The 26805-nt window shown below is 74.7% G+C and carries 17 protein-coding genes; 2 read left to right on the top strand and 15 right to left on the bottom strand.

What is annotated here, in order from left to right; translation table 11 throughout:
* Positions 1–28: 28 nt before the first annotated feature.
* The 3 genes from ACZ7L0_RS16545 to ACZ7L0_RS16535 form a co-directional block, all read right to left on the bottom strand.
* Positions 29–1645 carry a polyamine aminopropyltransferase gene (locus tag ACZ7L0_RS16545; RefSeq protein ID WP_471243154.1) on the bottom strand — a complete coding sequence of 539 codons (1617 nt, stop codon included), beginning with the start codon at positions 1643–1645 and terminating at the stop codon, positions 29–31.
* 78 nt (positions 1646–1723) lie between these two features.
* Positions 1724–2254, bottom strand: coding sequence for a DUF2617 family protein (locus ACZ7L0_RS16540; RefSeq protein ID WP_471243153.1), 531 nt, complete (start codon positions 2252–2254; stop codon positions 1724–1726).
* A gap of 324 nt (positions 2255–2578) precedes the next feature.
* Positions 2579–2926, bottom strand: coding sequence for a hypothetical protein (locus ACZ7L0_RS16535; RefSeq protein ID WP_471243152.1), 348 nt, complete (start codon positions 2924–2926; stop codon positions 2579–2581).
* A gap of 104 nt (positions 2927–3030) precedes the next feature.
* Between ACZ7L0_RS16535 and ACZ7L0_RS16530 the strand changes: the two genes are divergently transcribed.
* Positions 3031–4224: a pyridoxal phosphate-dependent aminotransferase gene (locus tag ACZ7L0_RS16530; RefSeq protein ID WP_471243151.1), complete on the top strand. Its 1194-nt coding sequence runs from the start codon at positions 3031–3033 to the stop codon at positions 4222–4224.
* A gap of 10 nt (positions 4225–4234) precedes the next feature.
* Here ACZ7L0_RS16530 and ACZ7L0_RS16525 read toward each other — a convergent pair whose 3' ends face one another.
* Positions 4235–4549 (bottom strand): hypothetical protein, encoded by a 315-nt coding sequence (locus tag ACZ7L0_RS16525; protein WP_471243150.1) that lies wholly within the window; start codon positions 4547–4549, stop codon positions 4235–4237.
* Positions 4550–4666: 117 nt separating this feature from the next.
* Here ACZ7L0_RS16525 and ACZ7L0_RS16520 point away from each other — a divergent pair, with 117 nt between their 5' ends.
* Positions 4667–5878: a hypothetical protein gene (locus ACZ7L0_RS16520; protein WP_471243149.1), complete on the top strand. Its 1212-nt coding sequence runs from the start codon at positions 4667–4669 to the stop codon at positions 5876–5878.
* 11 nt (positions 5879–5889) lie between these two features.
* Here the strand turns inward: ACZ7L0_RS16520 and ACZ7L0_RS16515 are convergent, their stop codons facing one another.
* The 11 genes from ACZ7L0_RS16515 to ACZ7L0_RS16465 form a co-directional block, all read right to left on the bottom strand.
* Positions 5890–6420 (bottom strand): type III secretion system chaperone family protein, encoded by a 531-nt coding sequence (locus ACZ7L0_RS16515; protein WP_471243148.1) that lies wholly within the window; start codon positions 6418–6420, stop codon positions 5890–5892.
* Positions 6421–6495: 75 nt separating this feature from the next.
* Complete coding sequence (locus ACZ7L0_RS16510) at positions 6496–8082, bottom strand: amino acid adenylation domain-containing protein (RefSeq protein ID WP_471243147.1); 1587 nt, start codon at positions 8080–8082, stop codon at positions 6496–6498.
* Positions 8075–9715, bottom strand: coding sequence for an ABC transporter substrate-binding protein (locus tag ACZ7L0_RS16505; protein WP_471243146.1), 1641 nt, complete (start codon positions 9713–9715; stop codon positions 8075–8077). Before ACZ7L0_RS16505 ends, ACZ7L0_RS16510 begins: the two co-directional genes overlap by 8 nt.
* The gene (locus tag ACZ7L0_RS16500; protein WP_471243145.1) at positions 9712–10254 is read right to left on the bottom strand and encodes a flavin reductase family protein; all 543 of its coding nucleotides are present in this window, start codon (positions 10252–10254) and stop codon (positions 9712–9714) included. Before ACZ7L0_RS16500 ends, ACZ7L0_RS16505 begins: the two co-directional genes overlap by 4 nt.
* On the bottom strand, positions 10251–11312 hold the full coding sequence (locus tag ACZ7L0_RS16495; RefSeq protein ID WP_471243144.1) for a MupA/Atu3671 family FMN-dependent luciferase-like monooxygenase: 1062 nt from the start codon (positions 11310–11312) through the stop codon (positions 10251–10253). The genes ACZ7L0_RS16500 and ACZ7L0_RS16495 overlap by 4 nt, the downstream gene beginning before the upstream one ends.
* A gap of 34 nt (positions 11313–11346) precedes the next feature.
* Positions 11347–11559, bottom strand: a complete 213-nt coding sequence (locus ACZ7L0_RS16490) for an MbtH family protein (RefSeq protein WP_471243143.1) — start codon at positions 11557–11559, stop codon at positions 11347–11349.
* Positions 11559–12905: an MFS transporter gene (locus ACZ7L0_RS16485; RefSeq protein WP_471243142.1), complete on the bottom strand. Its 1347-nt coding sequence runs from the start codon at positions 12903–12905 to the stop codon at positions 11559–11561. Before ACZ7L0_RS16485 ends, ACZ7L0_RS16490 begins: the two co-directional genes overlap by 1 nt.
* Positions 12906–12932: 27 nt before the next feature.
* On the bottom strand, positions 12933–16901 hold the full coding sequence (locus tag ACZ7L0_RS16480; protein ID WP_471243141.1) for a non-ribosomal peptide synthetase: 3969 nt from the start codon (positions 16899–16901) through the stop codon (positions 12933–12935).
* A gap of 45 nt (positions 16902–16946) precedes the next feature.
* On the bottom strand, positions 16947–23366 hold the full coding sequence (locus tag ACZ7L0_RS16475) for an amino acid adenylation domain-containing protein (RefSeq protein ID WP_471243140.1): 6420 nt from the start codon (positions 23364–23366) through the stop codon (positions 16947–16949).
* Positions 23363–26524: an amino acid adenylation domain-containing protein gene (locus ACZ7L0_RS16470; protein ID WP_471243139.1), complete on the bottom strand. Its 3162-nt coding sequence runs from the start codon at positions 26522–26524 to the stop codon at positions 23363–23365. Before ACZ7L0_RS16470 ends, ACZ7L0_RS16475 begins: the two co-directional genes overlap by 4 nt.
* Positions 26521–26769 (bottom strand): phosphopantetheine-binding protein, encoded by a 249-nt coding sequence (locus ACZ7L0_RS16465; protein ID WP_471243138.1) that lies wholly within the window; start codon positions 26767–26769, stop codon positions 26521–26523. The genes ACZ7L0_RS16470 and ACZ7L0_RS16465 overlap by 4 nt, the downstream gene beginning before the upstream one ends.
* Positions 26770–26805 lie beyond the last annotated feature (36 nt).

The following is a 26805-nucleotide window of genomic DNA, read 5'->3' as shown; positions in this document are numbered from 1 at the left end:
ACCCAGGACTGGCGGTTGCGTACCCCGCTCAGTAGCGCGGATGCACCAACGTGGACGCGGGCAGCCCGGCGACCCGCGTACCGGCGGCCGAGCGGGCGGCGGCCAGCAGGCCGGCCCGGGTCAGGGTGTGCGGGAGTGGGGCGCGGGGGTCCAGGCGCAGCGGGGGTGCGGTCGCTCCCGGCGCGGCCAGCAGAAAGCCCCAGTCGGGCGGGGCGTGGGAGGCGCCGGCGGAGCGGGCGGGGCCGGGGACGCGGTAGGGACTGGTGGCGAGTCCGGCGGCGCGGAGCGTGGACCGCACCGTCCAGAAGACGCGGGGGCGGCCGGAGACCGGACCGGCGTGCACGACCAGGCGACCGCCCGGTGCCAGGACCCGGCGGGCCAGGCCGTAGAACTCCACGGAGTACAGCTTGGCGCTGGCCGTGACGCCGGGGTCGGGCAGGTCCAGGGCGACCACGTCGTACGCCGCCGGGGGCGCTCCGCGCAGCCAGCGGAAGGCGTCCGCCGTGGTGACGTGGACGCGGGTGTCGTCGTACACGTGTCCGTTCAGCCGGGACAGCGCGGGGTCGTGGCGGGCGAGGCGGAGCAGACCGGCGTCGAGTTCGACCACGTCCACGCGGCGCACGTCCCGGTGGCGCAGCACCTCCCGGGCCGCCAGCCCGTCCCCGCCGCCGAGAATCAGCACGCGCGCGTGGGGGCCGCTCATCGCGGGGTGGACCAGGGCCTCGTGGTAGCGGCGCTCGTCCCGGCCGGCGACCCGCAGCCGGCCGTCCAGGAAGAGGTCGAGCGGCCGGCCATGTGTGCCGCCGGTGAGGACGACCTCCTGGACGCCGGTCTGGAGGGCGACGCGTACGTCGTGGCCGTACACCGCGTGCCGGGCGGCCCGTTCGAAGTCGTCGACGAGTACGGCGGCGCAGGCGAGGACGCCGAGGACGGCGAGGTTGGCGACCAGCAGCAGCCGGCGGGCCCGGCGGGTCAGGTCGCGGCGGAACAGGCCGAGGACCAGGGCGCCGCCGGCCACCAGGTTGACCGTGCCGGTGAGCAGCGCGCCGGTCAACTGGCCGAGCCGGGGCAGCAGAAGGAAGGGAAAGGCCAGGCCGCCGACCAGGGCGCCGACGTAGTCCGCCGCGAACAGGTCGGCCACCGCGCCGCCCGCGTCCTGGTGCCGGATACGCTGGATCAGCTCCATCAGCAGTGGGACCTCGGCGCCGATCAGCAGGCCGATGGCGAGGGAGAAGACGACCAGGAGGCAGCGCGGGCCGTCGGCCCACATGCCTCCCCAGTCGCCGGTCCAGGCGAAGACCGCGTACAGGGCCATCGCGCTGCAGCCCCCGACCAGCGCGAGCGCCGCCTCGACCGCGCCGAAGCCGGCCGCGGCGAGCCGGCGCAGCCGCTTGGCGGCGAGGGAGCCGATGCCCATCGCGAAGACCATCACGGACAGCACCACGGAGGCCTGGGTGACCGAGTCGCCGATCAAGTAGGAGGCGAGCGCGACGAGTTCCAGTTCGTACACGAGTCCGCAGGCCGCGCAGACGAAGACGCCCGCGAGGACCAGGAAGCGTCCGGTCCCCGGCCGGACGGGCAGCCGCGCGGGGCCGCCCCAGGACGGCGGTGTGCCGGGCGGGGCGGGCGCGTGCGGATCGATCACGCTGCGACGTTACGTCACGGGTGCGCTGCGCTTCGTCACCCACACGTGTGAAACTCCTGGTGCCGTGGGGGCCTTGTTTCACTTCACCGCCAGGCCGCCCGCCGGTGTCCGCACCCCCACCTTCGTCCGGGTCGCCACCAACTGCCCGTCCTGCGGGTACGCGTGCCAGGTCCGCCAGTGCACCTGGCCCTCGTGCCGCTGGGCCAGGAGGGCGGTGAAGGCGTGGGGGCTGCCGGGGAAGACGCCGGCGAGGCCGTGCGGGTGTTCGGAGACCAGGGCCAGCAACTCCTGGGCGCGGCGCGCGAAGGAGCGGGGTGAGAGGACCTCCACGCGGGCCGCGAACTCGTACTCCCAGTCGTCCACCCGCTTGACGACGCCCAGCGGGAGCGGCGTGCTGGACCCCGCGAGGCAGGCCACCGTCTCCGAGCAACTCCCCCGCTCGTCCTCCAGGAGCACCTGGTGGGACGCGCCGAGGAGTCTCAACTGCAGCTTCGTGCCGGTCAGTTCCAGGTCGCGGGTGGCAAGGGCGGGGAGCGGCTCGCGTCCCAGGGCCCAGGCGAGGTCGGCGGCACGCGTATCGGTGTAGGAGGTGTTCAGGGTCGTGAGCATGGATCGGCTCCGCTAGCACGCAAAGAAAAGGAAGGAAGAGAAGGGGAGTTGGTCCGGCGCACCTCGGTCGACACCGGGCCCCAGAGGGTTTCGAGGGAATCATGAACGGTGGCGGCGCCAAAGCGTTTTTACCCAACTTCATGGGGTTTCCATCCCTCAGGGGGCTGCACAGCTCAACTGTTCAACCAGCGGGTACGGCACCCGTGCCCGAGTCACATGCCGGGTGCGCACACGGATGAGCGCCCGCCGGATGTCCTTCCCGGCGGGCGCTCGGTTGTGCGGCCCGGATGCGGCTTCCCCAGAATGAAGCTCAGCTGCCCCGTGTCAGCTGCCTCCGCCGCATCCGCCCCCGCCGCCGCAGGACGAGCCGCCACCGCAGGACGACCCGCCGCCACAGGAGGAGCCGCCCCCGCAGGAGTGACCCCCGTGACCCCCGTGACCGCCATGGTGACCGCCGTGTCCGCCCGACGACGAGCTGCACGACGTGGCGGCGCCCGCGCTCCCGGCCACCCACCAGCTGTTGTCGCCGTCGCGGGACGAGGACGTCCCGGACGACGACCGGGCGGGCCGGCCCCTGTAGCCCTTGCCGTAGGACCCCTTCCTGCGCCGGCCGCTCAGCTTGGCCGCGACGAACAGGACCGCGATCACTGCCAGGATGATGCCGATGGTCATGGCGTCACCCTCCTTCCGTTCCCCCGTGACTGTGGTGAACGGGGGATGCCCATCCGTCTCGCGGGCCAAAGCGGAGTTGAGGAAGTCCAGAGCTTCGGCGCAGGATGACCGGCATGACCTCCAGCGCTCGCCCTCTCCTCAACCGCCGGCTCGCCGAGTTCGGGACGACGATCTTCGCCGAGATGTCGGCCCTGGCCGCGCGGACCGGGTCGATCAACCTGGGGCAGGGCTTCCCGGACACGGACGGCCCCGAGGAGGTGCGGGAGGCGGCGGTGCGCGCGCTGCGTGACGGGCGCGGCAACCAGTACCCGCCGGGCCCGGGCGTCCCCGAGCTGCGCACCGCGATCGCCGCGCACCAGCGGCGGCGGTACGGCCTCTCCTACGACCCCGACACCGAGGTCCTGGTCACGGCCGGCGCCACGGAGGCGATCGCCGCCGCGCTGCTCGCGCTGCTGGAGCCCGGTGACGAGGTGATCGCCTTCGAGCCGTACTACGACTCCTACGCGGCGAGCATCGCGATGGCGGGCGGCACGCGGGTGCCGGTGACCCTGCGGCCGCACGTCGGCGAGACGGCGAGCTTCCGGCTCGACCTGGACGAGCTGCGCGCGGCCGTCACCGACCGCACCCGGCTGCTGCTGATCAACACCCCGCACAACCCGACCGGGACCGTGCTCACCCGGGAGGAACTCGCCGCCATCGCCGAGCTGGCGGTGGAACGCGATCTGCTGGTGGTCACGGACGAGGTGTACGAGCACCTGGTCTTCGACGAGGCCGAGCACCTGCCGCTGGCCACGTTCCCGGGCATGCGGGAGCGCACGGTGACGATCGGTTCGGCGGGCAAGACGTACTCCTTCACCGGCTGGAAGGTCGGCTGGGTGACGGCCGCGCCCGGCCTGGTCGCCGCCGTGCGCTCGGCCAAGCAGTTCCTGACGTACGTGGCCTCGGGCCCCTTCCAGTACGCGGTGGCCGAGGCGCTGTCCCTCCCCGACTCCTACTTCGCCGACTTCCGCGCCGACATGCTGGCCAAGCGGGACCTGCTGACGGCCGGGCTGGCGGACGCCGGCTTCGGGGTCTTCCGGCCCGCCGGCACCTACTTCGTCACCACCGACATCCGCCCCCTCGGCGAGAAGGACGGCCTCTCCTTCTGCCGCGCCCTGCCGGAACGCGCCGGAGTCGTCGCCATCCCCAACGTCGTCTTCTACGACGACCGCGAGGCCGGCGCCCCCTTCGTCCGCTTCGCCTTCTGCAAGCGCCGGAAGGTCCTCCAGGAGGCCGTGGAACGCCTGCGGCGCCTGTGAGGCTTAGGGGCTAGGCGTCGGTCGCCTGGCACCGGCGTACCAGGTCGGCCGCTGTCACCAGGCTCAGGCCGGGGTCGGCGCGGCGGACGGCGCGGATCGCGTTGATCTCCCGTTGCTTCGGGTCGATCCGTGCCTCGGCGAGGATCCGGCGGGTCCAGCGCACGCGTGGGTCGACGCCCGCGCCGATCCCGTCCGTTATCTCCAGGGCGAGGCGGAGGCCGGGCGCCGTCTGCGCGTCGGCTTCCTCCAGTGCCGCGCGCAGTGCCGCGCGGGCGTCGTCGAAGTCGTTGAGTACGACGACGTGCGTTTCCTTCTTGCCGAACATGTCGGCCCCCGTTCCGGTCGGCTGTGTGGTCGTGCCGATCTTGCCAGGGCCCCGCCGTCACACGCTCGGCGGCGCCCGTCTCGCGTCCGTGGCCGTCTCGCTGCAAGGTGCGGAGGTGTGACCCACGCCAGCACCGCCATCCCCGCCCCCGCAGTCCCGCACGACCCCGGCCGCAACAGGGCCCGCACCCGGCCGCCACTGTCCCTCGCGGCGGCGAGCGGAGTCGCCCTGGGGCTGTTCGCCGCCGCTCGGCTGGCCGGGGTGACCGTGCTCGCCCTGGTCGCCTGGGCCACCGGACGACAGCCGCTGGCGCTGCTCGGCCGGTCCTGGGACTCCTCCTGGTACCTGGGCATCGCCGCGCACGGCTACGGGCGCACTCTGTACTTCCACCCGACGGTCATCCACAGCGACCTGGCCTTCTTCCCGCTCTACCCGGCGCTGGTGCGGGTCGTCACCGCGCTGACCCCGCTGGGCGGCGGCGCGGCGGGGCTGGTCGTGTCGTGGACGGCGGCGGGGGCCGCCGCGTGCGGCGTGTACGCGGTCGGGGCCCGGCTGTACGGGCGGGCGGTGGGCACCGCCCTGGTGCTGCTGTGGGGGCTGCTGCCGCACTCGGTGGTGCTGTCGATGGCGTACACGGAACCGGTGCTCACCGCGTTCGCCGCCTGGTCGCTGTACGCGGTGCTGGCCGGCCGCTGGGTGTGGGCGGGCGGCCTGGCCGCGCTGGCGGGACTGTCCCGGCCCAACGGCTTCGCGGTCGCCGCCGCCGTGCTCGCCGCGGCGGGCTGCGAGGCGTACCGCGCCCGCCGCGAGCGCCGCCCGGTTTCCCACAGCCTGTGGACGGGCGCCGCGCTCGCCCCCCTGGGCTGGCTGGCGTTCGTGCTGTGGGTCGGCCGGCGCAAGGGAGACCTGCTGGGCGGCTACTTCGAGGTGCAGCGCCTGTGGGGGTCGCGGTTCGACTTCGGGCGGGGCTCACTGCACTTCGTCAAGCAGTTGCTGCTGCACGGCAACCGCTTCGTCTTCCCCATGACGATGGTGATCGTCGCCGTGGCCGTCCTGCTGTACGTACTGCTGCTCCTCGACCGCGCCCCGCTCCCCCTCCTGGTGCACAGCGGCGTGCTGCTGCTGATCGCGCTCGGCGGTTCGGGGTTCTTCGAGTCCAAGCCCCGCTTCCTGCTGCCCGCGTTCCCGCTGCTGCTGCCGCTTGCCCGGGCCCTGGTGCGGACGGCGAAAGCCCGGCCCTGGCACGCGACCGCGGTGGTCGGCGCCCTGGCCGGGCTCAGTTACGTCTACGGCGCGTATCTGGTCGTGATCGCCCACACGCCGCTGTAGGCCTTGAGCTCCTACTCCTCGTCGTCCTCGGGCTTCTCCGCCTCGTTGACCTCCTGCTCCAGGCCGAGCTGCTCGACCAGCCACTTGTCGAACTCGATCGCGGCGCGCACCCAGCTGACCGTGGAGGAGACGAAGTGGTTGAGGTCGACGCCGGTGCCGATCAGCATCTGCGCCTCACCGATGAGGCGGACGGTGCCGTCGTCGTGGGTGTGGGTGTACACCTTGGGCCACAGGGTGCGCCGGTTCCAGTCGTCGATGGACTCCAGCAGCTGCGGCTTCTCGTCGATCTTGTGGGGACGGTCGTAGAAGGTCCGCACCGAGAAGACGGCCTGCTCGTCCTCTCCCCGGAACATGAAGTACGTACGGAACTGCTCCCACGGCGCCGCGAGGTCACCCTCGTCGTCGACGACGTACTTGAGCTCCATCTGGTCGAGGAGCTGCTTCACGAGATCCTGATCCGGGACGACGGGGCCCGCCGGTCCTTGCGGCTGCGGCTCGGGCTGGCCCCCGAAGTTCGGAATCGAGGACGGGTCGATGGTCACCGTGATTTTCCCTTCGTACGGATCCCGCCATCCTCCCTCAGAGGGGGCGGGGGATGGCAACCCCGGCCCGCCCTGTCAGCCGTCGGCTGACAGGATCCGGCCGTCCGTCCCGTCCTGCCGTGCGGCGAGGCGGGCCGCCACCGCGCGGCGGTCGGTCTTGCGGTTGGCGTTCAGCGGGAACGCGTCGAAGTGGGTGAAGCCGCGCGGCAGCATGTAGACGGGCAGACGCTCCGCGAGGTGGGCGCGCAGCGCCAGGGGCTCCTGCGGGGTGCCGGTGTAGGCGGCCTCCAGGGCGGACTCGGCGCCCTCGGCGGCCCGGACCGTCACGACCGCCTCGGCGACGCCGGGGGCCGTGCGCAGGGCGGCCTCGATGTCGCCGAGCTCGATGCGGTGGCCGCGGATCTTCACCTGCTGGTCGAGCCGCCCCAGATGCAGCAGCGCGCCGTCCGCGCCGCGCCGCACCCGGTCGCCGGTGCGGTAGTACAGCTCCGCGCCGGGCGCCTGCCGCTCCTCGTACACCGTGCCGCGCCGCCCGTCGAAACGGAGGAACCGGCCGGGGTTCTCGGCGGGGTCGAGGTAGCCGGGGAAGCGCTGCGGGCCGCGCAGGCACAGCTCGCCCTCGTCCGCCGGGCGGCCGTCCTCGTCCAGGACGAGGGCGTCCAGGTGCGGGTAGGGCGTGCCGATGGGCACCGTGCCGTTGGCGGTGGCGGGCCAGTCGGCGGGGTCGGCGGGCAGGCGGTACTGGGTGCAGGCGACGGTGACCTCGGTGGGGCCGTAGAGGTTCTCCAGCACGCTGCCGGGTGCCGCGGCCCGCCAGGCGGCGGCCTGGTCCAGGGTGAGCGGTTCGCCGCCGAACAGGGTCCAGCGCAGCTCGGGCATGCTGTGCGGCGCGAGGTCGCGCAGCCGCCGGGCGTAGGAGATCACCGACGGGACGGAGAACCAGTGGGTGATCCGGTGGCGGCGGATGAAGCGGGCCGGCCGGACCAGTTCGGCGCGGGACGGCACGACGAGGGCCGCGCCGGCGCTCCAGGCGGTGAACATGTCCCACGCGGTCGGGTCGAAGGTGAGGTCGAAGGTCTGCGAGACGCGGCTGCCGGGTCCGATGCCGTAGCGGTCGACGGCGTAGTCGAGCATGGTCGCCGCGTTGCGCTGGAGCACCGGTACGCCCTTGGGGGTGCCGGTGGAGCCGGAGGTGAAGACGATGTACGCGACCGCGTCGGGGCGGGCGGCGTACGACGGGAGGGCGGCGGGGGGTTCCGCGGGGCCGGGCTCGGTGAACGGCAGGACGGGGCACGGGAACGCGGCCTCCCTCGCCGGGCCGGACGCCTCCGGCCCGGCGAGCACCGCGTCCAGTCCCGCCAGCCGGGCGATGGCGGTGAGCCGGGCCGGGGCCACCTCCGGGCCCAGCGGTACGGCTGCCGCGCCCAGCCGCTGGGCGGCCAGGTACCCGGCGTAGGCGGCGACGCCGCGGTTGGCGAGGACGCCGACGCGCTCGGGGCGCCGCCCGCCGGCGGCCTCCAGTACCCGGGCCGCGGTGTGCTCGGCGAGGCGGCGCAGGGCCGCGTAGTCGAGGACGCGGCCGGCGGTTTCCAGCGCGGGCCGCCCGGGGTGGGCGTCGGCGGACGCGGTGAACCGCTCGTAGAGGGTGCGCGCGTCAGCCACGGCCGCCGCCTTCGCCGTCCCGCGGTGCGGGCGTCACGTACGCGTCGTAGTACACCGGTGTACCGAGGAACGACGAGGTGAACACCCCGCCGACCCGCGAGCCGCTGACCGCCAGGTGCAGGTAGGAGAAGACCGGTACCAGCGGCACATGACGGCTCGTCAGGGTCTCGTCCAGGGCCGCCCATTCGGCGGCGGCGCGGTCGGCGGGCAGGGCGGAGATCCGGGCGATCTCGGCGTTGACGTCCGGGTCGTCGAGGTAGGTGTAGTTGGCGTTCCCGGCGGCCCGGAGGGTGCGTCCGTCGAAGCCGGTGAGCAGGGTCGACGCGCCGGGCCAGTCGGCGGCCTGGCACATCAGGTACAGGTCGTGGTCGTGGCCGCGGGTGAGGACCGCCGCGTTGTGCCGGGGCCGTTCGATCTCCACCAGTTCGACGGCGAAGCCGGCCGCCTCCAGGGCACGCCGGACCTCCCGGGCGCCGGCGGTGAAGTACGCGCCGTCGCGGCTGAGCAGCCTGAGCGTACGGCCGTCCCAGCTGTCCGGGATGCCGCGTGGGCCGCCCGCGTGCGGGTCCGGGTAGGGGCGGTGGCCGATGGTGGCCGGGGAGAGGATGGTGTGCGTGACCTCGCCCTGCGTGGCGCCGGCCATCGCGTGGAGTACCGCCTCCTTGTCCAGGGCGCGGGCGATCTCGCGGCGGACCTCCACGTCCGTCACCCGGGCCGTGTTGATCGCCAGGTACCAGACGAGCGGGGTGCGGTCGCGGCGCAGCCGGGGGGCCACGGACGGGTCGGCCAGCAGCGCCGCGGCGACCTCCTCGGGGGCGTTGTTCTCGGCGACGGCGAAGGCGTCCGTGCCCTCGTCGGCGTGGGCGCGCCGGTTCTGCGCGGCCCCTTCGACGCCGAGTTCGATCTCGATCCGGTCCGGGTGGTCGTGCCGTACGGCGTCGGTGGCCGGGTCCCAGTGCGGGTTGCGCTCCAGCACCAGGCGCTCGCCGGGGACGTGCGCGGCGATGCGGTACGGGCCGGAGGCGAGCGGCGCCTTGCCGTAGCTCTCGCCGGTGTCGGCGTCCCTGGGGACCGGCACGGTGGTCACCAGGGACGCGGCGAACGGCAGGTCGGGGCGCGGCTCGGGGAAGCGGAACACCAGGGTGCGCGCGTCCGGCACCTCCAGGCCCGGTACCTGGTCGGTGCCGTCGGTGAAGGGGCCCGCGTAGGGGCCGCCCGCGCGCAGCCAGTCCTGGAGGTGGTGCGGGCCGTCGGCGAGGGACTCCTCGAAGGAGCGGGCGATGCCGTGAGCCACGTCGGCCGCGGTGATCTCCCGCCCGTCCTCGTATCTGAGGCCCGGCTTGAGGGTGAACTCCCAGGTGCGTCCGTCGCCTTCGACGTCCCGGCCGGGGTGCTCGGCGAGGTCGCCGACCAGCCGCCAGCCGCCCTGTCCGTCCTCGGCGAACATCGTCAGGGTGCGGAAGAGGAGGTGGCCGAGCGCGGTGGCCTGGAGGGTCTGGATGCGCTGCGGGTCCAGGTGGTCGTAGTCGCCGTCGCGCAGGATGCGCAGGGTGCCGCCGCGCACCGCGCCCGGCACCGGGCGGGCCGGTCCCCGCGAGTCGCGCGGGTCCCAGGCGATGGATGCCTTGCTCATGTACGTGCTCCGAGGGGTCCGGGTGGGCTGAGGGAGGGGTCGGTGGCGGCGAAGGCGCCGTCGGCGAAGACCAGCGGGCGCTGGCCGCCGAGCGGGCCGAAGTCCTCCACCCGGCCGACGACGAGGGTGTGGTCGCCCGCGGGGTGGGCGGCGTGCACCGCGCAGTCGAAGTAGCCGACGCCGTCCGGCAGGACCGGGCAGCCGGTGACCGGGCCCGCCGTCCAGTGGTCGGCGGCGAACGCGGCCTCGCCGACGGGCCGCGCGGGGTCGGCGAACCGGCGTGCGGCGGCCGTCTGCCGGTCGCTGAGCACGGTCACCGCGAACCGGCCCGAGCGCAGCACATGGGCGTGTGCGCGGGAGCGGACGCCGATGCCGACGGCGACCAGCAGCGGGTCGAGGGAGAGCGTCATGAAGGCGTTGGCCGTCATGCCGTACGGCTCGCCGTCGGCGAACGTGGTCAGCACGGTCACCCCGGTCGGGAACCGGCCCGCCGTGCGCCGGAACAGCGCGGTGCGCTCGGCCGCCGTGGACACCGTCACGCGGCGGCCCCGCGCAGCGCGTTCAGGTGCTCCAGACCGGCGAGCACCTCGTCCTTGCCCACTCCGAAGTCGATCAGGCAGGCCAGTTCGTCGACCCCGGCGGCCCGCGCCCGTTCCACGACGGCCGAGGCCTGCTCGACCGTGCCGAACAGGCCGCTGGTCGTGTAGTACGTGTCGAAGGAGCGCCGGACCAGGAAGTCGATGTCGGACTCGCGCAGCTTGTCGGGGTCGAAGCCGGACAGGATGCTGCCCGCCGAGCGGGCGATGAGGCCGAAGGAGCTCTTCAGGTAGGCGGTGAACGGCTCGCGGACGGTCTCCTTCACCTTCTCGGGGTCCTCGCCCAGGTAGGTGTGGAGCATCAGCGCCACATGGCCGGGCCACCCGTCGTGGCCGGGGCGTTCGGCGAGCGCCTTGCGGTACAGGGCGATCTTCTCGGCGAGCTGGTCGACGTCCTGGCCGAGCAGATGGGTCAGCACCCCGGCGCCCGCCGCGCCGGCCGCGCGGAACGTCTCGGGGCCGCCCGCGCTGGTCACCCACACCGGCAGCTCGGGCTGGACGGGCGGCGGGAAGACGCGTACCTCGGCCGGGTTTCCGGCGCCGTCGGTGACGGAAAGGGGCTCGCCCCGCCACAGGGCGCGCACCTGTTCCACGGCGTCGATGACGGCGGTCTTGCGGCCCGCGTAGCCCTCGGGGCGCAGCGCGAAGTCGACCGCGTTCCAGCCGGAGGCCAGCGACAGCCCGGCCCGGCCGCCGGAGAGGTTGTCGACGACCGACCACTCCTCGGCGATGCGCAGCGGGTGGTGCAGCGGGGCGACCACGCTGCCCGCGCGGACGGCGACCCGTTCGGTGACGGTGGCGACGGCGGCGCCGGTCACCGACGGGTTGGGGTAGAGCCCGCCGAAGGGGTGGAAGTGGCGCTCGGGCGTCCACACGGCCGAGAAGCCGTGCGTGTCGGCGTACTTGGCGCCTTCGAGCAGCAGGTCGTAGCGGCCGGCGCCGCTGTCGCCGACGCCGTCGCCAACGCTTCCGTCGGCGAAGTAGAAGAGGCTGAAGTCCATCGCGGGGCCTTCCGGGGCGTGTCGTCGGTGCGGGTCAGCGCAGGCTGAGCGGGCGCAGGTCGGTCCAGACGGTCTCGATGTGCGCGAGGGCGTCGGCGCGTGTGCCCTCGAAGCCGGTGGCGCGCCAGCCGTCGGGCACGGGCAGCGGGGCGGGCCACACCGAGTACTGCTCCTCGTGGTTGACGACCACGAGATGGCGCGGCTCGGTGCTGTCGGGGGTCTCCTGGGTGTCGTACGACTGGGACATCAGGCTGCTTCCTTGCTCTCGGGCGTGGTCTCGGACGGGATCTGGGGCGGAAGGGCGAACTTGATCCGGGCCAGCGAGGACAGGGCCAGCGGGACCAGCGCCGAGGACAGGCCGATCGCGGTGATCAGGACCGTGGCGCGCAGGCCGAGGGCGCCACCGAGCAGGCCGCCGAGGAGGGCGCCGACGGGGGCGATGCCCATGGCGACGAAACGGTTGGTTGCGGCGACCCGGCCCTGGAGGGAGTCGGGGGTGAGGGTCTGCCGGATGCTGAGCACGGTGACGTTGTTGGCGACGCCGAAGGACGCGAACAGGAAGTTGATCAGCATCAGGGTGGCGACGGCCAGGAACCCGGAGCCGTGCACGGCGGAGAGGCCGAGCATGACGAGGTTGGCGATGGCGGCGGTGGTGAGCATGGTGCGGCCGTAGCCGAACCGCTGCGGCAGCCGGCCCGCGAAGGCCGCGCCGACCAGGAAGCCGGGGCCGAGCGCGGCCATCACCAGGCCGATCTCGCCTGCCGACAGGCCCAGGGTGCGCGGCATGAACTGGACGAAGGCGACCTCCAGCGCGGTGAACGACAGGTTGAAGATCGAGGCCATGATCGTCATGGCGCGCAGCGGTTCGTTGCCGAAGACGAACCTCAGGCCCGCCCACACCTCGCTCAGTGTCCCGGCGGGCGTGGCACCCTCGGCGTGCTCGGCCCGGTCCTCCTGGTGCCGGATGGTGGCGATGGTCAGCGCGGAGACCAGGTACGACACCGCGCCGGCCAGCACCGCGACGGGCGCGGTCAGCCACTGCACCAGCACACCGCCGAGCGCGGGCCCGCCGATGGTGGCGGCGGACTGGCTGGCGCCGAGCGCCGAGTTGCCCCGGGTGAGCTGCTCGCGCTCCACCAGCCGGGGGAGGTAGGCCTGTCCGGCCACGTCGAACAGCACGCTGCCGCAGCCGGCGAGGAAGCCGAGGACGTACAGCCAGCTGATGCCGAGCCGGTCGGTCCAGTACAGGACGGGCACGACGGACAGCACGAGCGCGCGGCCGAGGTCGGTGGCGATGAGGATGTTCTTGCGCCGGGCCCGGTCCACGAGCACGCCCGCGAACAACGAGACCAGCAGGTAGGGCAGTTTGACCACCGAGGTGAGCAGGCCGACCTGTTCGGAGCTGGCGGCCAGGGCCAGCACGGCGACCAGGGGCAGCGCGAGTTCGCTGACCTGGGCGGCGAACAGGGAGGCGGTCTGCCCGGTCCACAGCCGGGTGAAGTCGGCGTTGCGCCACACGCTGGGGGCGGGCGGGGCGGCCTGCTCCTCGGCGGTCGCGGCGCCGGTCGTGGGGCCCGTCGTGGCGTCCGTCATGGGGGTAACTCCTACGCAGGGGGTGGGTCAGGACTCGGCGAGGACGCCGCGCGGGCGGCCGGTGGCCGCGTCCTCCAGGCGGCGCGCGACCTCGGGGACGTTGGGCTGTTCGAGCATGCTGAAGTGGTTGCCGGGCGACTCGTCGATCAGGAGGGTGCCGCCGACGCGCGGCTGCCAGCCCATGTGCCAGCCCTCGAACAGCTCGGTCTCGGCGCGGATCAGCACCGCGTCGCCGCGCAGCGGCTCGCGCGGGGTGTCGCGGTAGGTGAGCAGGGCGCGGGCGTGCCGGGTGTAGAGCCGCACCAGGCGGCGCAGGTCCTCCACCGAGCGGGCGTCGGCGCGTTCGTCGCTGGTGCCCTGGGTGAGCCGTACGACGTGTTCGAGGCGGGCCTCGGGGTCGAGGGCCTCCAGTTCGGCCTCGGTGACGTCGAGGCGGCCGGCGAACGCGCCGAGGATGGCGGCGGACTCGCTGGTGGCGTAGCGCGGCGGGACCGGGTCGTCGATGCTGGCGCTGATGATGGTCAGCATGCCGACCTCCTCGCCGGCTGCCTCCAGTTGGCGGGCCATCTCGTAGGAGACCATGCCGCCCATGCACCAGCCGCCCAGGTAGTACGGGCCCTCGGGCTGGATGGCGCGCACCTCGGAGAGGTACAGCGCGGCGATCTCCTCGACGCTGTCCGGTCGGGGCGCGTCGGGGCCGGCGTACTCCGGTGCCTGGAAGGCGTAGAGCGGGCGGTCGGGGTCGAGGACGTCGACGAGTTCGGAGTAGCAGAAGACGCTGCCGCCGAGCGGGTGGACCAGGAAGAACGGCGCCTTGGTGCCGGTGGAACGCAGCGGTACCAGGGTGGAGGCCGCCTGCTGCCGTTCGCCGCTGACGATCCCGGCGAGCTTCTCGATGGTGCCGCCCTCGAACAGCGCCGCGACGGGCACCTCGACGTCCGTGATCTCCGGGAGCCGCATGATGACGCGCAGCGCGGAGATGGAGTTGCCGCCGAGGTCGAGGAAGGCGTCGGTGACACCGACCTCCGCGACCCCGAGGACGTCCCGCCAGATCGCGGCGATGGCCTCCTCGGTGGGGGTGCGGGGTGCGACGAAGGCGCCGGCGGTGGTCTCCTCGCGGCCGGGGGCGGGCAGCGCGAGCCGGTCGACCTTGCCGTTGGGGGTGAGCGGGAAGGCGTCGAGGAGGACGAAGGCGCTGGGCACCATGTACTCGGGCAGCGACTCGGCGGCCAGGGCGCGCAGTTCGGCCGCGGTGGGGGCGGTGCCGCCCTCTGGAGTCCCGGGGCTCTCGGGCGTCTCGGGGGTGAGGTAGGCGGCGAGGCGGGCGTCGCCGGGCTGGTCACGGCGGGCCATGACGACGACCCGGCCGACGCCGGGGTGGCGGGCCAGTACGGTCTCGATCTCGCCGAGTTCGATGCGGAAGCCGCGCACCTTGACCTGGTGGTCGGAGCGGCCGAGGAACTCCAGGCGGCCGTCGGGCAGCCACCGCGCCACGTCACCGGTGCGGTACATACGGGCGCCCGCCTGCTCGGCGTACGGGTCGGGCACGAAGCGGTCGGCGGTCAGGTCGCCGCGCCGGGAGTAGCCGCGGGCCAGGCCGTCACCGGCGATGTACAGGTCGCCGGGGACGCCCTCGGGGACCGGTGCGAAGGACTCGTCGAGGATGTAGACGCGGGTGTTGGCTATGGGGCGGCCCAGGGTGACGGGCTCGCCGTGCCGCACCCGGTCCAGGGCGGACCAGATGGTGGTCTCGGTGGGGCCGTAGGCGTTCCACACCACCGGGAAGCGGGCGGTGAGCTCCCGGGCGAGGTCCTCGGGGAGCGCCTCGCCGCCGGAGACCACCCGCAGCCGCTCGTCGCCGGTGAGGCCCGCCTCGATCAGCAGCCGCCAGCTGGAGGGGGTGGCCTGGACGACAGTCGCGCCGGAACCCTCCACCGCCTCGCGCAGCCGGGGCCCGTCCACCGCGATGTCCGGGGCGACGATCAGTTCGGCGCCGCTCAGCAGCGGCAGGTACACCTCCAGGGCGGCGATGTCGAAGGAGAGGGACGTGACCGCCAGCAGCCGGTCTTCCTCGGTGAGTTCGAGGTCGCGGCCGAAGGAGTACAGCAGGTTGAGCAGCGCGCGGTGCGGGATCTGCACGCCCTTGGGACGGCCGGTGGAGCCCGAGGTGTAGATCGTGTACGCCAGGTGCTCGGGTCCGGCCTGCGGCAGCGGGTCGGTCTCCGGCCGGTCCGCGGCGACCGTGCGGTCCACCTCGACGACGACGGTGCCCTCGGGGACGGCGGGCGGGGCGAGCGCGGCGCCGGTCAGCAGGACCGGGACGCGGGCGTCGTCGAGCATGTACTCCAGGCGCTCGCGCGGGTATCCGGGGTCCAGCGGCACATAGGCGCCGCCCGCCTTCAGCACCGCGACCAGGGCGACGATCAGCTCGGCGGACCGCTCCAGGTGGACGCCGACCAGGGTGTCGGGGCCGACGCCGAGGCCGCGCAGCTCGTGGGCGAGGCGGTTGGCCCAGGCGTTGAACTCGCCGTAGGTCAGGGCGGTGTCGCCGAAGCGTACGGCGGTGCGGTCGGGGTGCTTGGCGGCGCGCTCGGCGAGCAGCTCGGGCAGGGTGCGGTCGAGGTCCCAGTCGGCGGCCGTGCCGTTCCACTCGGTGAACAGCCGGTCGAGGTCGGCGGGGGCGAGCAGCGGGGTGGCGTGCACGGCCGCGTGGGGGTCGGCGACGAGCGCGGCGAGCGCGGCGGCGTAGTACCCGCCGACGGTGTCGATCCAGGCGTCGGTGAACTCGGCGGCATCGTAGTTGACGCGCAGCCGGACCTCGCCGGTGACCGGGTCGGTGCCGAAGTTGGCGGTGAACGGGAAGTTCGTCTGCTCGAAGAACTCGCCGCCGGTGACGGCCAGGTGGTCCAGCGTCATGTCGTAGCTGCGGAAGCTGCGGTGGTCGACGACCGTCTCGAAGAACTGCGGCCGGCGCTGGTCCTGGAGCATCTGGGCCAGCGGGTAGCGGCGGTGCGGCAGGGCGCCGCTCTCGGCGGCGTGGACGCGGCGGGCCAGTTCGATCCAGCTGGTGGCGGTGACGTCCACGACGAGCGGCAGGGTGTTGAGGAACAGGCCGACCACCTGGTCGCCGTCGGCGGTCTCCGGGCGGCCGTTGCCGACCAGCCCGGTGACGACGCGGCTGCGGCCGGACAGCAGGGACAGCACGCGCGCGTGGGCGGCGAACATCACGGACTTCACCGGCACCCGGGCCTCGGCGGCCACCGCGCGCAGCTTCTCCCCGAGGCCCTGGGGCAGCGGTACGTCGTGCACCCGGGCCTCGCGCACGGCGGCGAGCGCGGGGTCCGCGCGGCGGGGCAGGCCGGTGAAGTCGGTGTCCTCGAGGATGTCGGCCCAGTAGGCGCGGGAGTCGTCGCTCGCCAGGGCCTGCTGCTCCAGTGCCAGGTAGTCGCGGAACCGGGTGGCCGGGGCGGGCGCCGGGTCGGGGCGGCCGGCCAGCCGGGCGTCGTAGCCGGTGATCAGCTGGGAGGTGACGAGGGACAGGCTCCAGCCGTCCAGGATCGCGTGGTGGAAGCTCAGGTTGAGCCGGAAGTCGTCGTCGGCGAAGACGTGGACATGGAGGGTGAGCAGCGGCGCGCTGGTCAGCACGAACGGCGTCGCCTTCTCCCGCTCGGTCCACGCGGCCACCCGCCGCTCCTGCTCGGCCGTGTCCAGGCCGCGCAGGTCCTCTACGGTCAGCGGGGTGTCCACGGACGCGTGCACCAGCTGCGTCGGCTTGCTGAAGCGGGTGAGGTCGAAGGAGCTGCGCAGGATGTCGGCGCGCTCGATCACCGCGGCGAGGGTGGCGCGCAGCGCGGCCTCGTCGAAGCGGCCGGACAGCCGGACGGCGGAGATGTCGTGGTAGGTGGGGGTGTCGCCGTCGGCGTGGCTGTGGAACAGCATGCCGGACTGCAGGAGGGTCAGCGGATAGGCGTCGATGATGTCGTCGTGGGACGGCACGGGGTTCCTTCCGGGGAGCGTCTGGGGGCCGGGGCGGGGGCGTGGTCAGGACCTGAGGCGGGCCAGGTCCTCCGGGGACAGCAGGCCGAAGGCGGAGACCTCCTGCGGCGCGGGCCCGGCGCCGGTGGTCGCGTCGGTGTTGGCGGCGGTGTTCTCGGCCAGCCAGTGGGCGAGGGCCTCGACGGTCTGCGCGGCGAACAGCCGCTGGAGCGGGATCTCGTGGCCTGACTCGCGGGCCAGGCCGACGATCCGTACGGCGTGCATCGAGTCGCCGCCGATCTCGAAGAAGTTATCCCGGGTACCGACCCGGTCCAGGCCGAGGACCCGCTGCCAGAGCCCGGCCAGCAGCTCCTCCTCGGGGGTGGCGGGCGCGACGTGCCCGGCGGCCGTGCCGGCGGTGCGGTCGGGGGCAGGGAGGGCCCTCCGGTCGACCTTGCCGTTGGGGCTGAGCGGCAGCGCGTCGAGGACGACGAAGGCGCTCGGCACCATGTGCTCGGGCAGCCGCTCGCCGAGCGCGGCCCGCAGGTCACCGGCGGACGGGACTCCGGCAGCCGGGTCCGCCGTCACATAGGCGACGATCCGCCGGTCCCCCGGCCGGTCCTCGCGGACCACGGCGACCGCCTGGCCGACGCCGTCCAGGTCGAGCAGCGCCGCCTCGATCTCGCCGAGCTCGATACGGAAGCCGCGCACCTTGACCTGGTGGTCGGCCCGCCCCAGGTACTCGATGTGGCCCTCGGCGTGCCGGCGGGCCACGTCCCCGGTGCGGTAGAGGCGGGCCCCGGGCGGCCCGAACGGGTCGGGCAGGAACCGGTCGGCGGTCAGAGAGGGCCGCCCGCCGTAGCCGCGGGCCAGCTGCACTCCGCCGAGGTACAGCTCGCCGGGGACGCCGACGGGGGCGGGCCGGAGGCGGGCGTCGAGGACGTAGGCGCGGGTGTTGGCGATGGGGGTGCCGATGGGGACGGCCGCGCCGGTCCAGTCGGGGCGGGACGTCCAGCGGGTGACGTCGACGGAGGCCTCGGTGGGCCCGTACAGGTTCTCCAGGGCGGCCTGCGGCAGCGCACGGTGGAAGCGCCGGGCCAGGTCCGCCGGGAGGGCCTCGCCGCTGCACACCACCAGCCGCAGCGAGCCGCAGTCGGTGGCCCGGCCGGCCGCGAGGAACGTGTCCAGCATGGGCGGCACGAAGTGGCAGACGGTGACCCGCTCGTCCCGCACCAGACCGGCGATGTGCTCGGGGTCGCGGTGTCCGCCGGGGGCGGCCAGGACCATGCGGGCGCCGGTCAGCAGGGGCCAGAACAGCTCCCACACCGACACGTCGAAGCTGATCGGCGTCTTCTGCAGCACGGTGTCCGCGCCGGTCAGCCCGTACGCGTCCTGCATCCAGCGCAGCCGGTTGACGATCCCCCGGTGCGGCACCTGCACGCCCTTGGGGCGGCCGGTGGAGCCGGAGGTGTAGATGACGTACGCCAAGTGGTCCGGTCCGGCCGCAGGTTCGGGCTCGGTGTCCGGGAAGCCGTTCCCGGCACGGTCGTCGACGGCGACCACGGTGAGGCCGTCGGCGGCGAGCGTGGCGCCCCCTCCGGGGTGCGCGAGCAGCACCGGCACCCGGGCGTCGGCGAGCATGAACGCCAGCCGCTCGTGCGGGTATCCGGTGTCCAGCGGCAGATAGGCGCCGCCCGCCTTGAGCACGGCCAGCAGGGCCACCATCAGCTCCGGCGACCGCTCCAGGTGGACGCCTACCACGGTGTCGGGGCGGACGCCGAGCGAGCGCAGGCGGTGCGCGAGCGCGTTGGCCCTGCGGTGCAGTGCGGCATACGTCAGCTCGCGGCCCGCGAACCGCACGGCGACCGCGTCGGGGTGCCGGACGGCCGCCTCGGCCAGCAGCCCGGTCAGGGTGTCGTTCTCGGGCCAGTCCACGGCGGTGTCGTTCCAGGCGTCGAGGAGCCGCCCCCGCTCGGCGGGCCCGAGCGGGTCGACGAGGGAGACGACGGCGGCCGGGTCGGCGGCCACCGCGGTCAGCACGTTGGTGAAGTGCTCGACGAACCGCTCGACGGTGGCCGCGTCGAACAGCTCCACGTCGTAGTCGAGCCAGCCGACCAGCTCACGCCCGCTGTCGATCATCCGCAGGTTCAGGTCGAACTGGCTGTTGGCGGCGGACACGTCCACGAACTCGCCGGTGACGCCGGGCACGTCGAGCGTGCCCAGCTCGACGTTCTGCAGGGCGAACAGCACCTGCGTCAGCGGTCCGCGCGACAGGTCGCGCTCCGGTGCCAGCTCGCTCACCAGCCGCCCGAACGGGACGCGCTGGTGCGCGAACGCCTCCAGTGCGCTGTCCCGGACCCGGCCCAGCAGCTCGCCGAAGGCCGGGTCGCCATGCAGGTCGACACGGAGCGGCAGGGTGTTGAGGAAGCAGCCGAGCAGGTCCTCGAACTCGGCGCGCGGCCGGTTGGCGACAGGCGTGCCGACCAGCAGCCGCTCCTGGCCGCTCCAACGGGACAGCACCACCGAATAGGCCGACAGCAGCGTCATGAACAGCGTCGCGCCGTGCGCCCGGGACAACTCGCGCAGCGCGGCGGAGGTGTCCGCGTCCACGGTCAGCCGGCGGCGCGCCCCCCGGTGGGCGCTCACAGCCGGGCGCGGCCGGTCGGTGGGCAGCTCCAGCACCCGCGGCGCCCCGTCGAGGTGCCCGCGCCACCAGTCGACGAGGCCGTCGAGCACGGGACCGTCGAGGTCGGCGCGCTCCCAGCGGGCCACATCGGCGAACTGGAGTCCCGGGGAGCCCAGTTCGTCCTCCCGGCCCGCGTAGGAGGCAGACAGCTCACGCAGCAGCACACCGAACGACCAGCCGTCGAAGACGATGTGATGGACAGTCAGCACCAGCACATGGTCGTCGTCGGCAACGCGCAGCACCGCCGCGCGCAGCAGCGGGCCGCGCGTGAGGTCGAAGGGTTCCTTGACGGTGTCCATCGCCGCGGCGACGGCGGCCCCGTGCGGGTCGGGGCGGTCCGACAGGTCGGTGGCGCGTACGAGGACCCGGGCGCCGGGGACGGCACGCTGGCGCGGGGTGCCGTCCGGGCCGCTCTCGAAGACGGTGCGCAAGGCCGCGTGCCGGGCCACGACCGTGTCCACGGCCCGTTGCAACGCCGCCGGGTCCAGCGGGCCGCGCAGCCGCAGCACCACGGGCATGTTGTAGGCCGCGTCACCGGGGCGCAGCTGCTCCTCCAGCCAGAGGCGTTCCTGGGTCCAGGACAGGGGCGCGGGCTCGGCGGGGTCGGTGCGGGGGATGTCCGTGCGGGAGGTCCCGGCGGAGTCGTGGGTGTCCTCAAGCAGTTCCGCGAGCGCTGCGACCGTCGAGCGGTCGAACAGGTCCTGGAGGGTGAGGCGCTCGGCCGCCGGGCCGGGGAACTCGCGGCGGATTCGGGCCAGCAGCCGGGTCAGCAGCAGCGAGTGCCCGCCGAGGGCGAAGAAGTCGTCGGTGGCGCCGACGCGTTCGCGGCGCAGCAGGATCCGCCACTGCTCGGCCAGCCGCTCCTGGACGGGACCGCGCGGGGCTGTGTAGGTGCCGGTGGCGGCCTCCGCGCGGTGCTCCTGGGCGCGCAGGGCCGCCCGGTCCACCTTGCGGTGGGCGGTCAGGGGCAGGGCGTCGAGGACGACGTACGAGGACGGCACCAGATGGTCGGGCAGCCGCCGGGTCAGCGCGGCGCGCACCTCGGCGAGGTCCGGGGACGCGCCGCCGCTGGCGAGGAAGGCCACGAGCCGGTGGTCGCCGTCGCCGTCCGGCACGGCGAGGACGGCGCTCTGCCGCACGCCGGGCAGTGTGTCGAGCGCGGCCTCGGTCTCGGCGGGCTCCACCCGGAAGCCGCGCACCTTGACCTGCTGGTCGGCGCGGCCGAGGTGGTCCACGAGGCCGTCGGGGCGCAGCCGGGCGAGGTCGCCGGTGCGGTAGAGGCGGTCGCCGGGGCGGCCGGAGAACGGGTCGGGGGCGTAGCCGGAGCCGTCCTCGTCGTCGGCGTAGCGGGCCAGGTACGGGGTGCGCACGGCGAGTTCGCCGATCTCGCCGAGGCCGGCCGGGCGGTCGCCCGCGAGGACGAGGAGCTGGACGCCCTCGATGCCCGGGCCGAGCGGCACCGGACCGGCCGGGAGCGCGTCGGCCGGTGTGCCCGCGCGGTGGGCGACGTGGACCGAGATCGCCTGCGGGGTCTCGGTGGCGCCGTACAGGTTCAGCAGGTCGGCGCCGGGGGCGAGCCGGGCCCAGGCGCGCAGGGTGCGGCCGGTCAGGCTGTCGCCGCCGAACCCGGCCAGCCGCAGCGCGGGCCAGGTGGCCGGGCCGGTCTCTCCGGCCCGGTCGGCGAGGGCCCTGCCCAGTGCCGGGGTGAGGTGGGCGACGGTCGGCGCGGCCTCGGTCAGCCAGGCGGCGAGGGCGGCGGTGTCCCGTACGTCGGTGTCGGGGAGGACGGCGGCGCCGCCCGCCCACAGCGGGGCGAGGACGTCCCGCAGGAAGGGGTCGTGGCCGAGCCCGGACAGCGCGGCGAACCGGTCGGCGGGGCCGAGGGCGAAGGTGCGGGTGTACCAGTCGAGGAAGTGGGTGAGCGGCCGGTGCGTGCCGATGACCCGGCGGGGCCGGCCGGTGGTGCCGGAGGTGAAGGCGATGTAGGCGTCGTCGTCGGGGCCGGGTGCGGGGACGGGGGCGCCGTCGGGCAGGCCGGACAGGGCGCGCTCCAGGGCCTCGCCGGGTTCGACGCGCAGGACCGGGCCGGTGACGAAGCCGGGCAGCGGCAGGCCGGGGGCGCAGGCGAGCCAGGCGCGGGGCGCGAGGGCCTCGGCGCGCGAGCGCAGGGCGTCGTCCGGGTAGTGGGCGTCCAGCACCGAGAAGACCGCGCCCGCCTTGACGGCGGCCAGGATGCCGAGGACGACGGCCGGGTGCCGGTCGGCGTGCACGGCGAGTACGTCGCCGGGCCGGATGCCGCGCTCGTGCAGCAGCCGGGCGAGGCGGTCGGTGGTGCGCTCGACCTCGGCGTACGTCCAGACCCGGCCGCCGCCGACGAGGGCGGGGGCGTCCGGGGCGGTGGCGGCGTGCTTGGCCAGCCGGTCGGTGAGCGGCTCGGGCGCGACGGGCTCCAGGACGGTGGTGGGGTCGGGCAGCAGCGCGGTGGAGCGGGCGGTGGCCAGGTCGAACCCGCTGACCCTGCGGGTGGGTTCGGCCGCCGCCTGGGCGAGCACCGCGCGGAGCTGGCGCAGCAGGTCGTCGACGCGTTCGCCGTCGTACAGCCCGGCGTCGTGGACGGCCTCCAGCGCGTAGCCGCCGTCGGGGGTGGCGCCCGCGTACAGCGTGAGGTCGAACTTGTTGTCGACGTCCCCGAAGGGCAGCAGCTCCACCGTGCAGCCGGGCAGGCCGGGGGCGGTGGCGGGCGGCAGCATGTTGAAGAACACCTGCACCAGTCGGCCCCGGGACAGGTCGCGCTCGGGGGCGAGGTCCGCGACCAGCCGGGCGAAGGGCACCCGCTGGTGGGCGAAGGCGTCCAGGGCGTCCCCGCGGACCCGGCCGAGGAGTTCGGTGAACGCCGGGTCGTCCGCCGCGTCCACCTTCAGGGGCAGGGTGTTGAGGAAGCAGCCGACCAGGTCGCGGCTGCCCGCGCCGCGGGTGGACGCCGGGGTGCCGACGACCATCCGTTCCCGGCCGGTCTGCCGGGCGAGCACCACGCCGAACGCGGCGAGCAGCGCCATGAACGGGGTCGCCTCGTGGGCGCGGGCCAGTTCGCGCACGGCCTGTCCGGCCGCCGCGTCCAGCTCCAGGCGGCGGCTCGCGCCGCGGTGGCCGCGCACGGCGGGCCGGGGGCGGTCGGCGGGCAGGTCGAGCACCCGGGGCACCCCGTCCAGGTGCCGCCGCCACCACGCCACCAGTTCCTCGGCGGCGGCCTCGCCGAGCCGGGCGCGCTCGTCCCGCACGGCCTGCACGAAGCCTCGGCGGGGCGGCTTCAGGGCGGTGGCGGGGTCGGCGTACAGCCGGGACAGCTCGTCGAAGAGGATCGCGAACGAGTGGCCGTCGGCGATCAGGTGGTGGGCGGCCAGCAGGAGCAGGTGCGCGTCATCCGCGTAGCGCACCGCCAGGACCCGCAGCAGCGGGCCGTGGGCCAGGTCGAACGGCTCCCGCGCGGCCCGCCGCAGGGCCGCCCGCGCCGCCGCCTCCGGGTCCGCGAGCCCGCGTACGTCCTGGGTGCGGACGGTGACGGTCGCCTCGTCCAGGACCCGCTGCCGCGGCTCCCCGTCGTCCGCGGTGAACACCGTACGCAGCGCGTCGTGGCGGGCCACGAGGACGTCCACGGCGCGCTGCAGGGCCGGTACGCCGAGCGGGCCGCGCACCCGCAGGGTGACCGGCATGTGGTAGGCGGCGTCGCCCGGGCGCACCTGCTCCTCGAACCAGATCCGCTCCTGGGTCCAGGAGAGCGGGGCGGTGGAATGGTCGGTCATATGAGGTCCTCGGGTGCGCGGGGGACGGGAGGTGCGGGCGCGGCGGGCGTACGGGAGGCGGCCGTCGCCGCCGGGCCCGTGAGGTCGGTGAGGGCGGTGGTGAACAGGGCCGCCAGTTCGGCGAGCGCCGTGGCGTCCAGCAGGCCCTCGGGGGCGGTGACGGCGCCGGTGAAGGTGCGGCCGTCGTCCCAGAGTTCGCAGCAGAGTTCGGCCTGGGGGCCGAGTGCGGGCGCGGGCAGCGGCGCGAACCGGAGCCCGTCGGCCTCGGCGGGAGCCGCCACCCGTTGCAGCACCAGCAGGTTCTGGTAGAGCGGGGCACGGCCGCCGGGCGGGCGCGGGGCGAGCGCGGCGATCTCGTCGGTGCCGAGCGCGGTGTGCGCGAAGACCTCCAGAAGCCGCTCGCGGACCAGCGCCGTCAGGGCCGGAGGGTCCAGCGCCGGGTCGGCGGCGACCCGTACGGGCAGGCCGTTGGCGAAGTAGCCGACGGTGCGCTCGTGGGCGGCGGCGCGGTCCTCGACGATCGTGCCCACGGCGAGGTCGCCCTGCCCGGTGACCTTGGCCAGCGCCCGCCACCAGGCGGCGAGCAGCGGCACGAGGACCGGGTGGCGCTCGCGGGCGGCCGACTCCCGCAGCCAGGAGGTCGTCTCTGCGCCGAGGTCCAACGGGTGCGCGACGAGCGGGCGGGCCCACAGCTCCCGCATGCCGAGCGTCCTGCCGCCGGGCCAGTCGGGGGCCCTCAGCCCGGCGAGCCGCTCGCGCCAGAACTCCCGCGCCTCGGCGGCACCGGGACGCGGCTCGTCGGAGGGCGGCGCGGGCGCGGTGTCCAGGGCCTCGCCCGCGTAGGCGGCGGCGAGGTCCGCCACCAGGATCTCCTCGGACCGGGCGTCGTACACGATGTGGTGCACGGCGAGGAGCAGCAGGTGCCGCCCGTGACCCATGTCGAGCACCCCGGCGGCGAGGAGCGGTCCGCCGTCCAGGTCCCGTACCAGCGCGGCGAGTTCACGGGTCAGGGTGTGCTCGTCGGGGGCGGCTTCCCCGTCCGCGGCGGTACGGATCAGCAGCGGCGGCGGCACCGGCGCCCCGGCCACCGCCCGGCGCGGCCGGCCCGCCTCGCGGGGGAACGTGGTGCGCAGCGCCGGATGCGCGGCGACGACGGCCGTCAGGGCCTGCCTTAGCCGCTCCGGGTCCAGCGGACCGGTCATCGCGATCCGGCTGACGGCGATGTGCCCGGGGGCGTCGGGAGCGAGCCGTGCGGCGAGCCAGAAGCGGCGCTCGCCCGGGGAGAGGGCGGAGGGGTCGGTGGGGGTGGCCGGGAGGGCGTCGACCGGCCGCTTCGGCCGCCGGGTGACGGCGAGCGCCTCCAGCGCGCTCACGCTGGGGTGTTCGTACACGTCCCGGGCCGACAGCGGCACGCCCAGCAGCCGCGAGAGCCGGGAGGCCGTCCGCAGCACGTGCAGTGAGGTCGCGCCGGAGGTCAGCAGGTCGTCCTCCGGGCCCAGCCGGGGCGCCGAGAGGATGGCGCGGGCCTCGCGCAGCGCGGGGGTGACGGGGCCGGCGTCGGGAGCGGCGGCGACCGCCTCCCCGGCCGCCCTCACCCGTTCTGCCACCCACGCCTCCACCGCCCGCAGGTCCGCCTTGCCGGTCGGCCCCAGCGGTACGGGGTGCAGGTGCAGGAAGCGGTCCGGACGCAGGTAGGCGGGCAGGGCCTCGGCGGCCGCGTCGCGCAGCGCCTCCTCGGGCAGCGGGACGGCGTCCTCGGTGGCGTACGCGCAGACGGTGCCGGTGACGGTGGAGTGCCCGTCGCGCAGCGGTACGAGGAAGGCGTGCCGGACGCCGGGGAATCCGGCCACGCGCCGCTCCACCTCGCCGGGCTCCACCCGGTACCCGCGGATCTTGAACTGGCGGTCGGCCCGGCCGACGTAGGACAGCCGGCCGTCGTCGTCCATGCGGACGCGGTCGCCGGTGGCGTACGCCCGCAGACGGCCGTGTCCGGGGAGGTCCAGGCGGGTGAAGCGGCGGGCGTCCTCCTCGGGCCGGTTCAGATAGCCGAGGGCGAGCCCGTCGCCCGCCACCCACAGCTCGCCCTCGGTGCCGCGGGGCACGGGGCGCAGGGTGACGGGGTCGAGGACGGCGAGGAGGGTGCCGCGGATGGCACGGCCGACCGGGATGCCGTCCGGGTCGGCGGTGTCGGCGGGGCGGATGTCGTGGGTACTGACGAACACCATGGACTCGACGGGTCCGTAGCCGTTGGTGACGCGCAGGCCGGGGTGCCGGTCGAGGAGGGCGGCGATGTGCGGCGGGGAGAGCCGTTCACCGCCGCACAGCAGGTGCCGTATCCCGGTGAACGCGCCGGGGTCCTCGTCGACGACGAGGTTGACGAGGGAGCTGGTGAGCCAGAGCGTGTCGACGCCGTGCCCGGTGACCAGGCCGCGCAGTCCGTCGGGGGTGATCAGCGGCTCGTCGGGGGTCACGCAGGTGCCGCCGTTCATCAGCGGCCCGAACACCTCCAGCGCGCCCGCGTCCCAGTACGGCGCGGCGAGCAGCGGCATGACCGTGCCGGGTCCGAACGCGGCGTACCCGCCGTCGAGGAAGGTGCGTACGAAGGCCCGGTGCGGCAGGACCACGCCCTTGGGGCGGCCGGTGGAGCCGGAGGTGAAGAAGACGCAGGCGGGGTCGTCGGCGCCGGCGGCGGGGTGGTCGGTGTGCGCCGCCCCGGGCCGTACGTCGGTGTCCGGCAGCCGGAGGGTCGGCACTCCTGCCGGGAGGGCGGCGGCGCCGCCGGTCGCGTCCAGGACGAGGCGCGCGCCGAGGTCCTCGGCCACGCCGCGCAGCCGCCGCTCGGGCCAGGCCGGGTCCACGGCGGCGTAGGCGGCGCCCGCCAGCAGCACGCCGAGCGCGGCGACGGCGAACTCCTGGCCTGCCGTCGCCGCCACCGGCACGAAGCCGCGCGGCGGGACGCCCGATTCCACCAGCAGGTCCCGTACCGCGCGGGCCCGGTCGGCCAGTTCGGCGTAGGTCAGGCGGGTGCCGCCCGGTCCGCGCAGGGCGGTGGCCCGCGGGGACCGGGCGGCGTGCCGCAGCACCGCCTCGTGGGCGGTGGCGCCGGCCGGGACGGGACGCCCCGGGCCGACGGCGACCGAGGGGTGCCGACGTGTCATGACGGACGGGGCGCCGCGCTGAGCGCACCGGCCAATTCGGCGGGGGTCGACCGGAGTACGGCGGTGAAGTCGGCCTCGATTCCCCAGAGCTCTTCGATGCGCTCGACGACGAGCACCGCGTGGAAGGAGTCGCCGCCCTGGGCGAGGAAAGTCCAGTCGTCGCGGATTTCGCTGCCCAGGATGTCCGCGAAGAGGAGCCGGATGCTTTCCGTGTCGATTACGGGGGTGACGTCGAGTCGTGTCATGGCGTTTTCTCCACTGTTCCGTGAGCCGGTGCGGAC

The organism is Streptomyces sp. NPDC039424, from assembly GCF_055639495.1.
This window is presented reverse-complemented; position numbering and strand designations above follow the sequence as displayed.

Bases quoted from the DNA above. Each gene is read 5' to 3' on its own strand.
- ACZ7L0_RS16540 (WP_471243153.1), bottom strand. From the start codon at position 2,254: ATGCTCACGACCCTGAACACCTCCTACACCGATACGCGTGCCGCCGAC.
- ACZ7L0_RS16470 (WP_471243139.1), bottom strand. From the start codon at position 26,524: ATGACACGTCGGCACCCCTCGGTCGCCGTCGGCCCGGGGCGTCCCGTC.
- ACZ7L0_RS16485 (WP_471243142.1), bottom strand. From the start codon at position 12,905: ATGACGGACGCCACGACGGGCCCCACGACCGGCGCCGCGACCGCCGAG.
- ACZ7L0_RS16475 (WP_471243140.1), bottom strand. From the start codon at position 23,366: ATGACCGACCATTCCACCGCCCCGCTCTCCTGGACCCAGGAGCGGATC.
- ACZ7L0_RS16490 (WP_471243143.1), bottom strand. From the start codon at position 11,559: ATGTCCCAGTCGTACGACACCCAGGAGACCCCCGACAGCACCGAGCCG.
- ACZ7L0_RS16525 (WP_471243150.1), bottom strand. From the start codon at position 4,549: ATGTTCGGCAAGAAGGAAACGCACGTCGTCGTACTCAACGACTTCGAC.
- ACZ7L0_RS16530 (WP_471243151.1), top strand. From the start codon at position 3,031: ATGACCGGCATGACCTCCAGCGCTCGCCCTCTCCTCAACCGCCGGCTC.
- ACZ7L0_RS16495 (WP_471243144.1), bottom strand. From the start codon at position 11,312: ATGGACTTCAGCCTCTTCTACTTCGCCGACGGAAGCGTTGGCGACGGC.
- ACZ7L0_RS16535 (WP_471243152.1), bottom strand. From the start codon at position 2,926: ATGACCATCGGCATCATCCTGGCAGTGATCGCGGTCCTGTTCGTCGCG.
- ACZ7L0_RS16505 (WP_471243146.1), bottom strand. From the start codon at position 9,715: ATGAGCAAGGCATCCATCGCCTGGGACCCGCGCGACTCGCGGGGACCG.
- ACZ7L0_RS16465 (WP_471243138.1), bottom strand. From the start codon at position 26,769: ATGACACGACTCGACGTCACCCCCGTAATCGACACGGAAAGCATCCGG.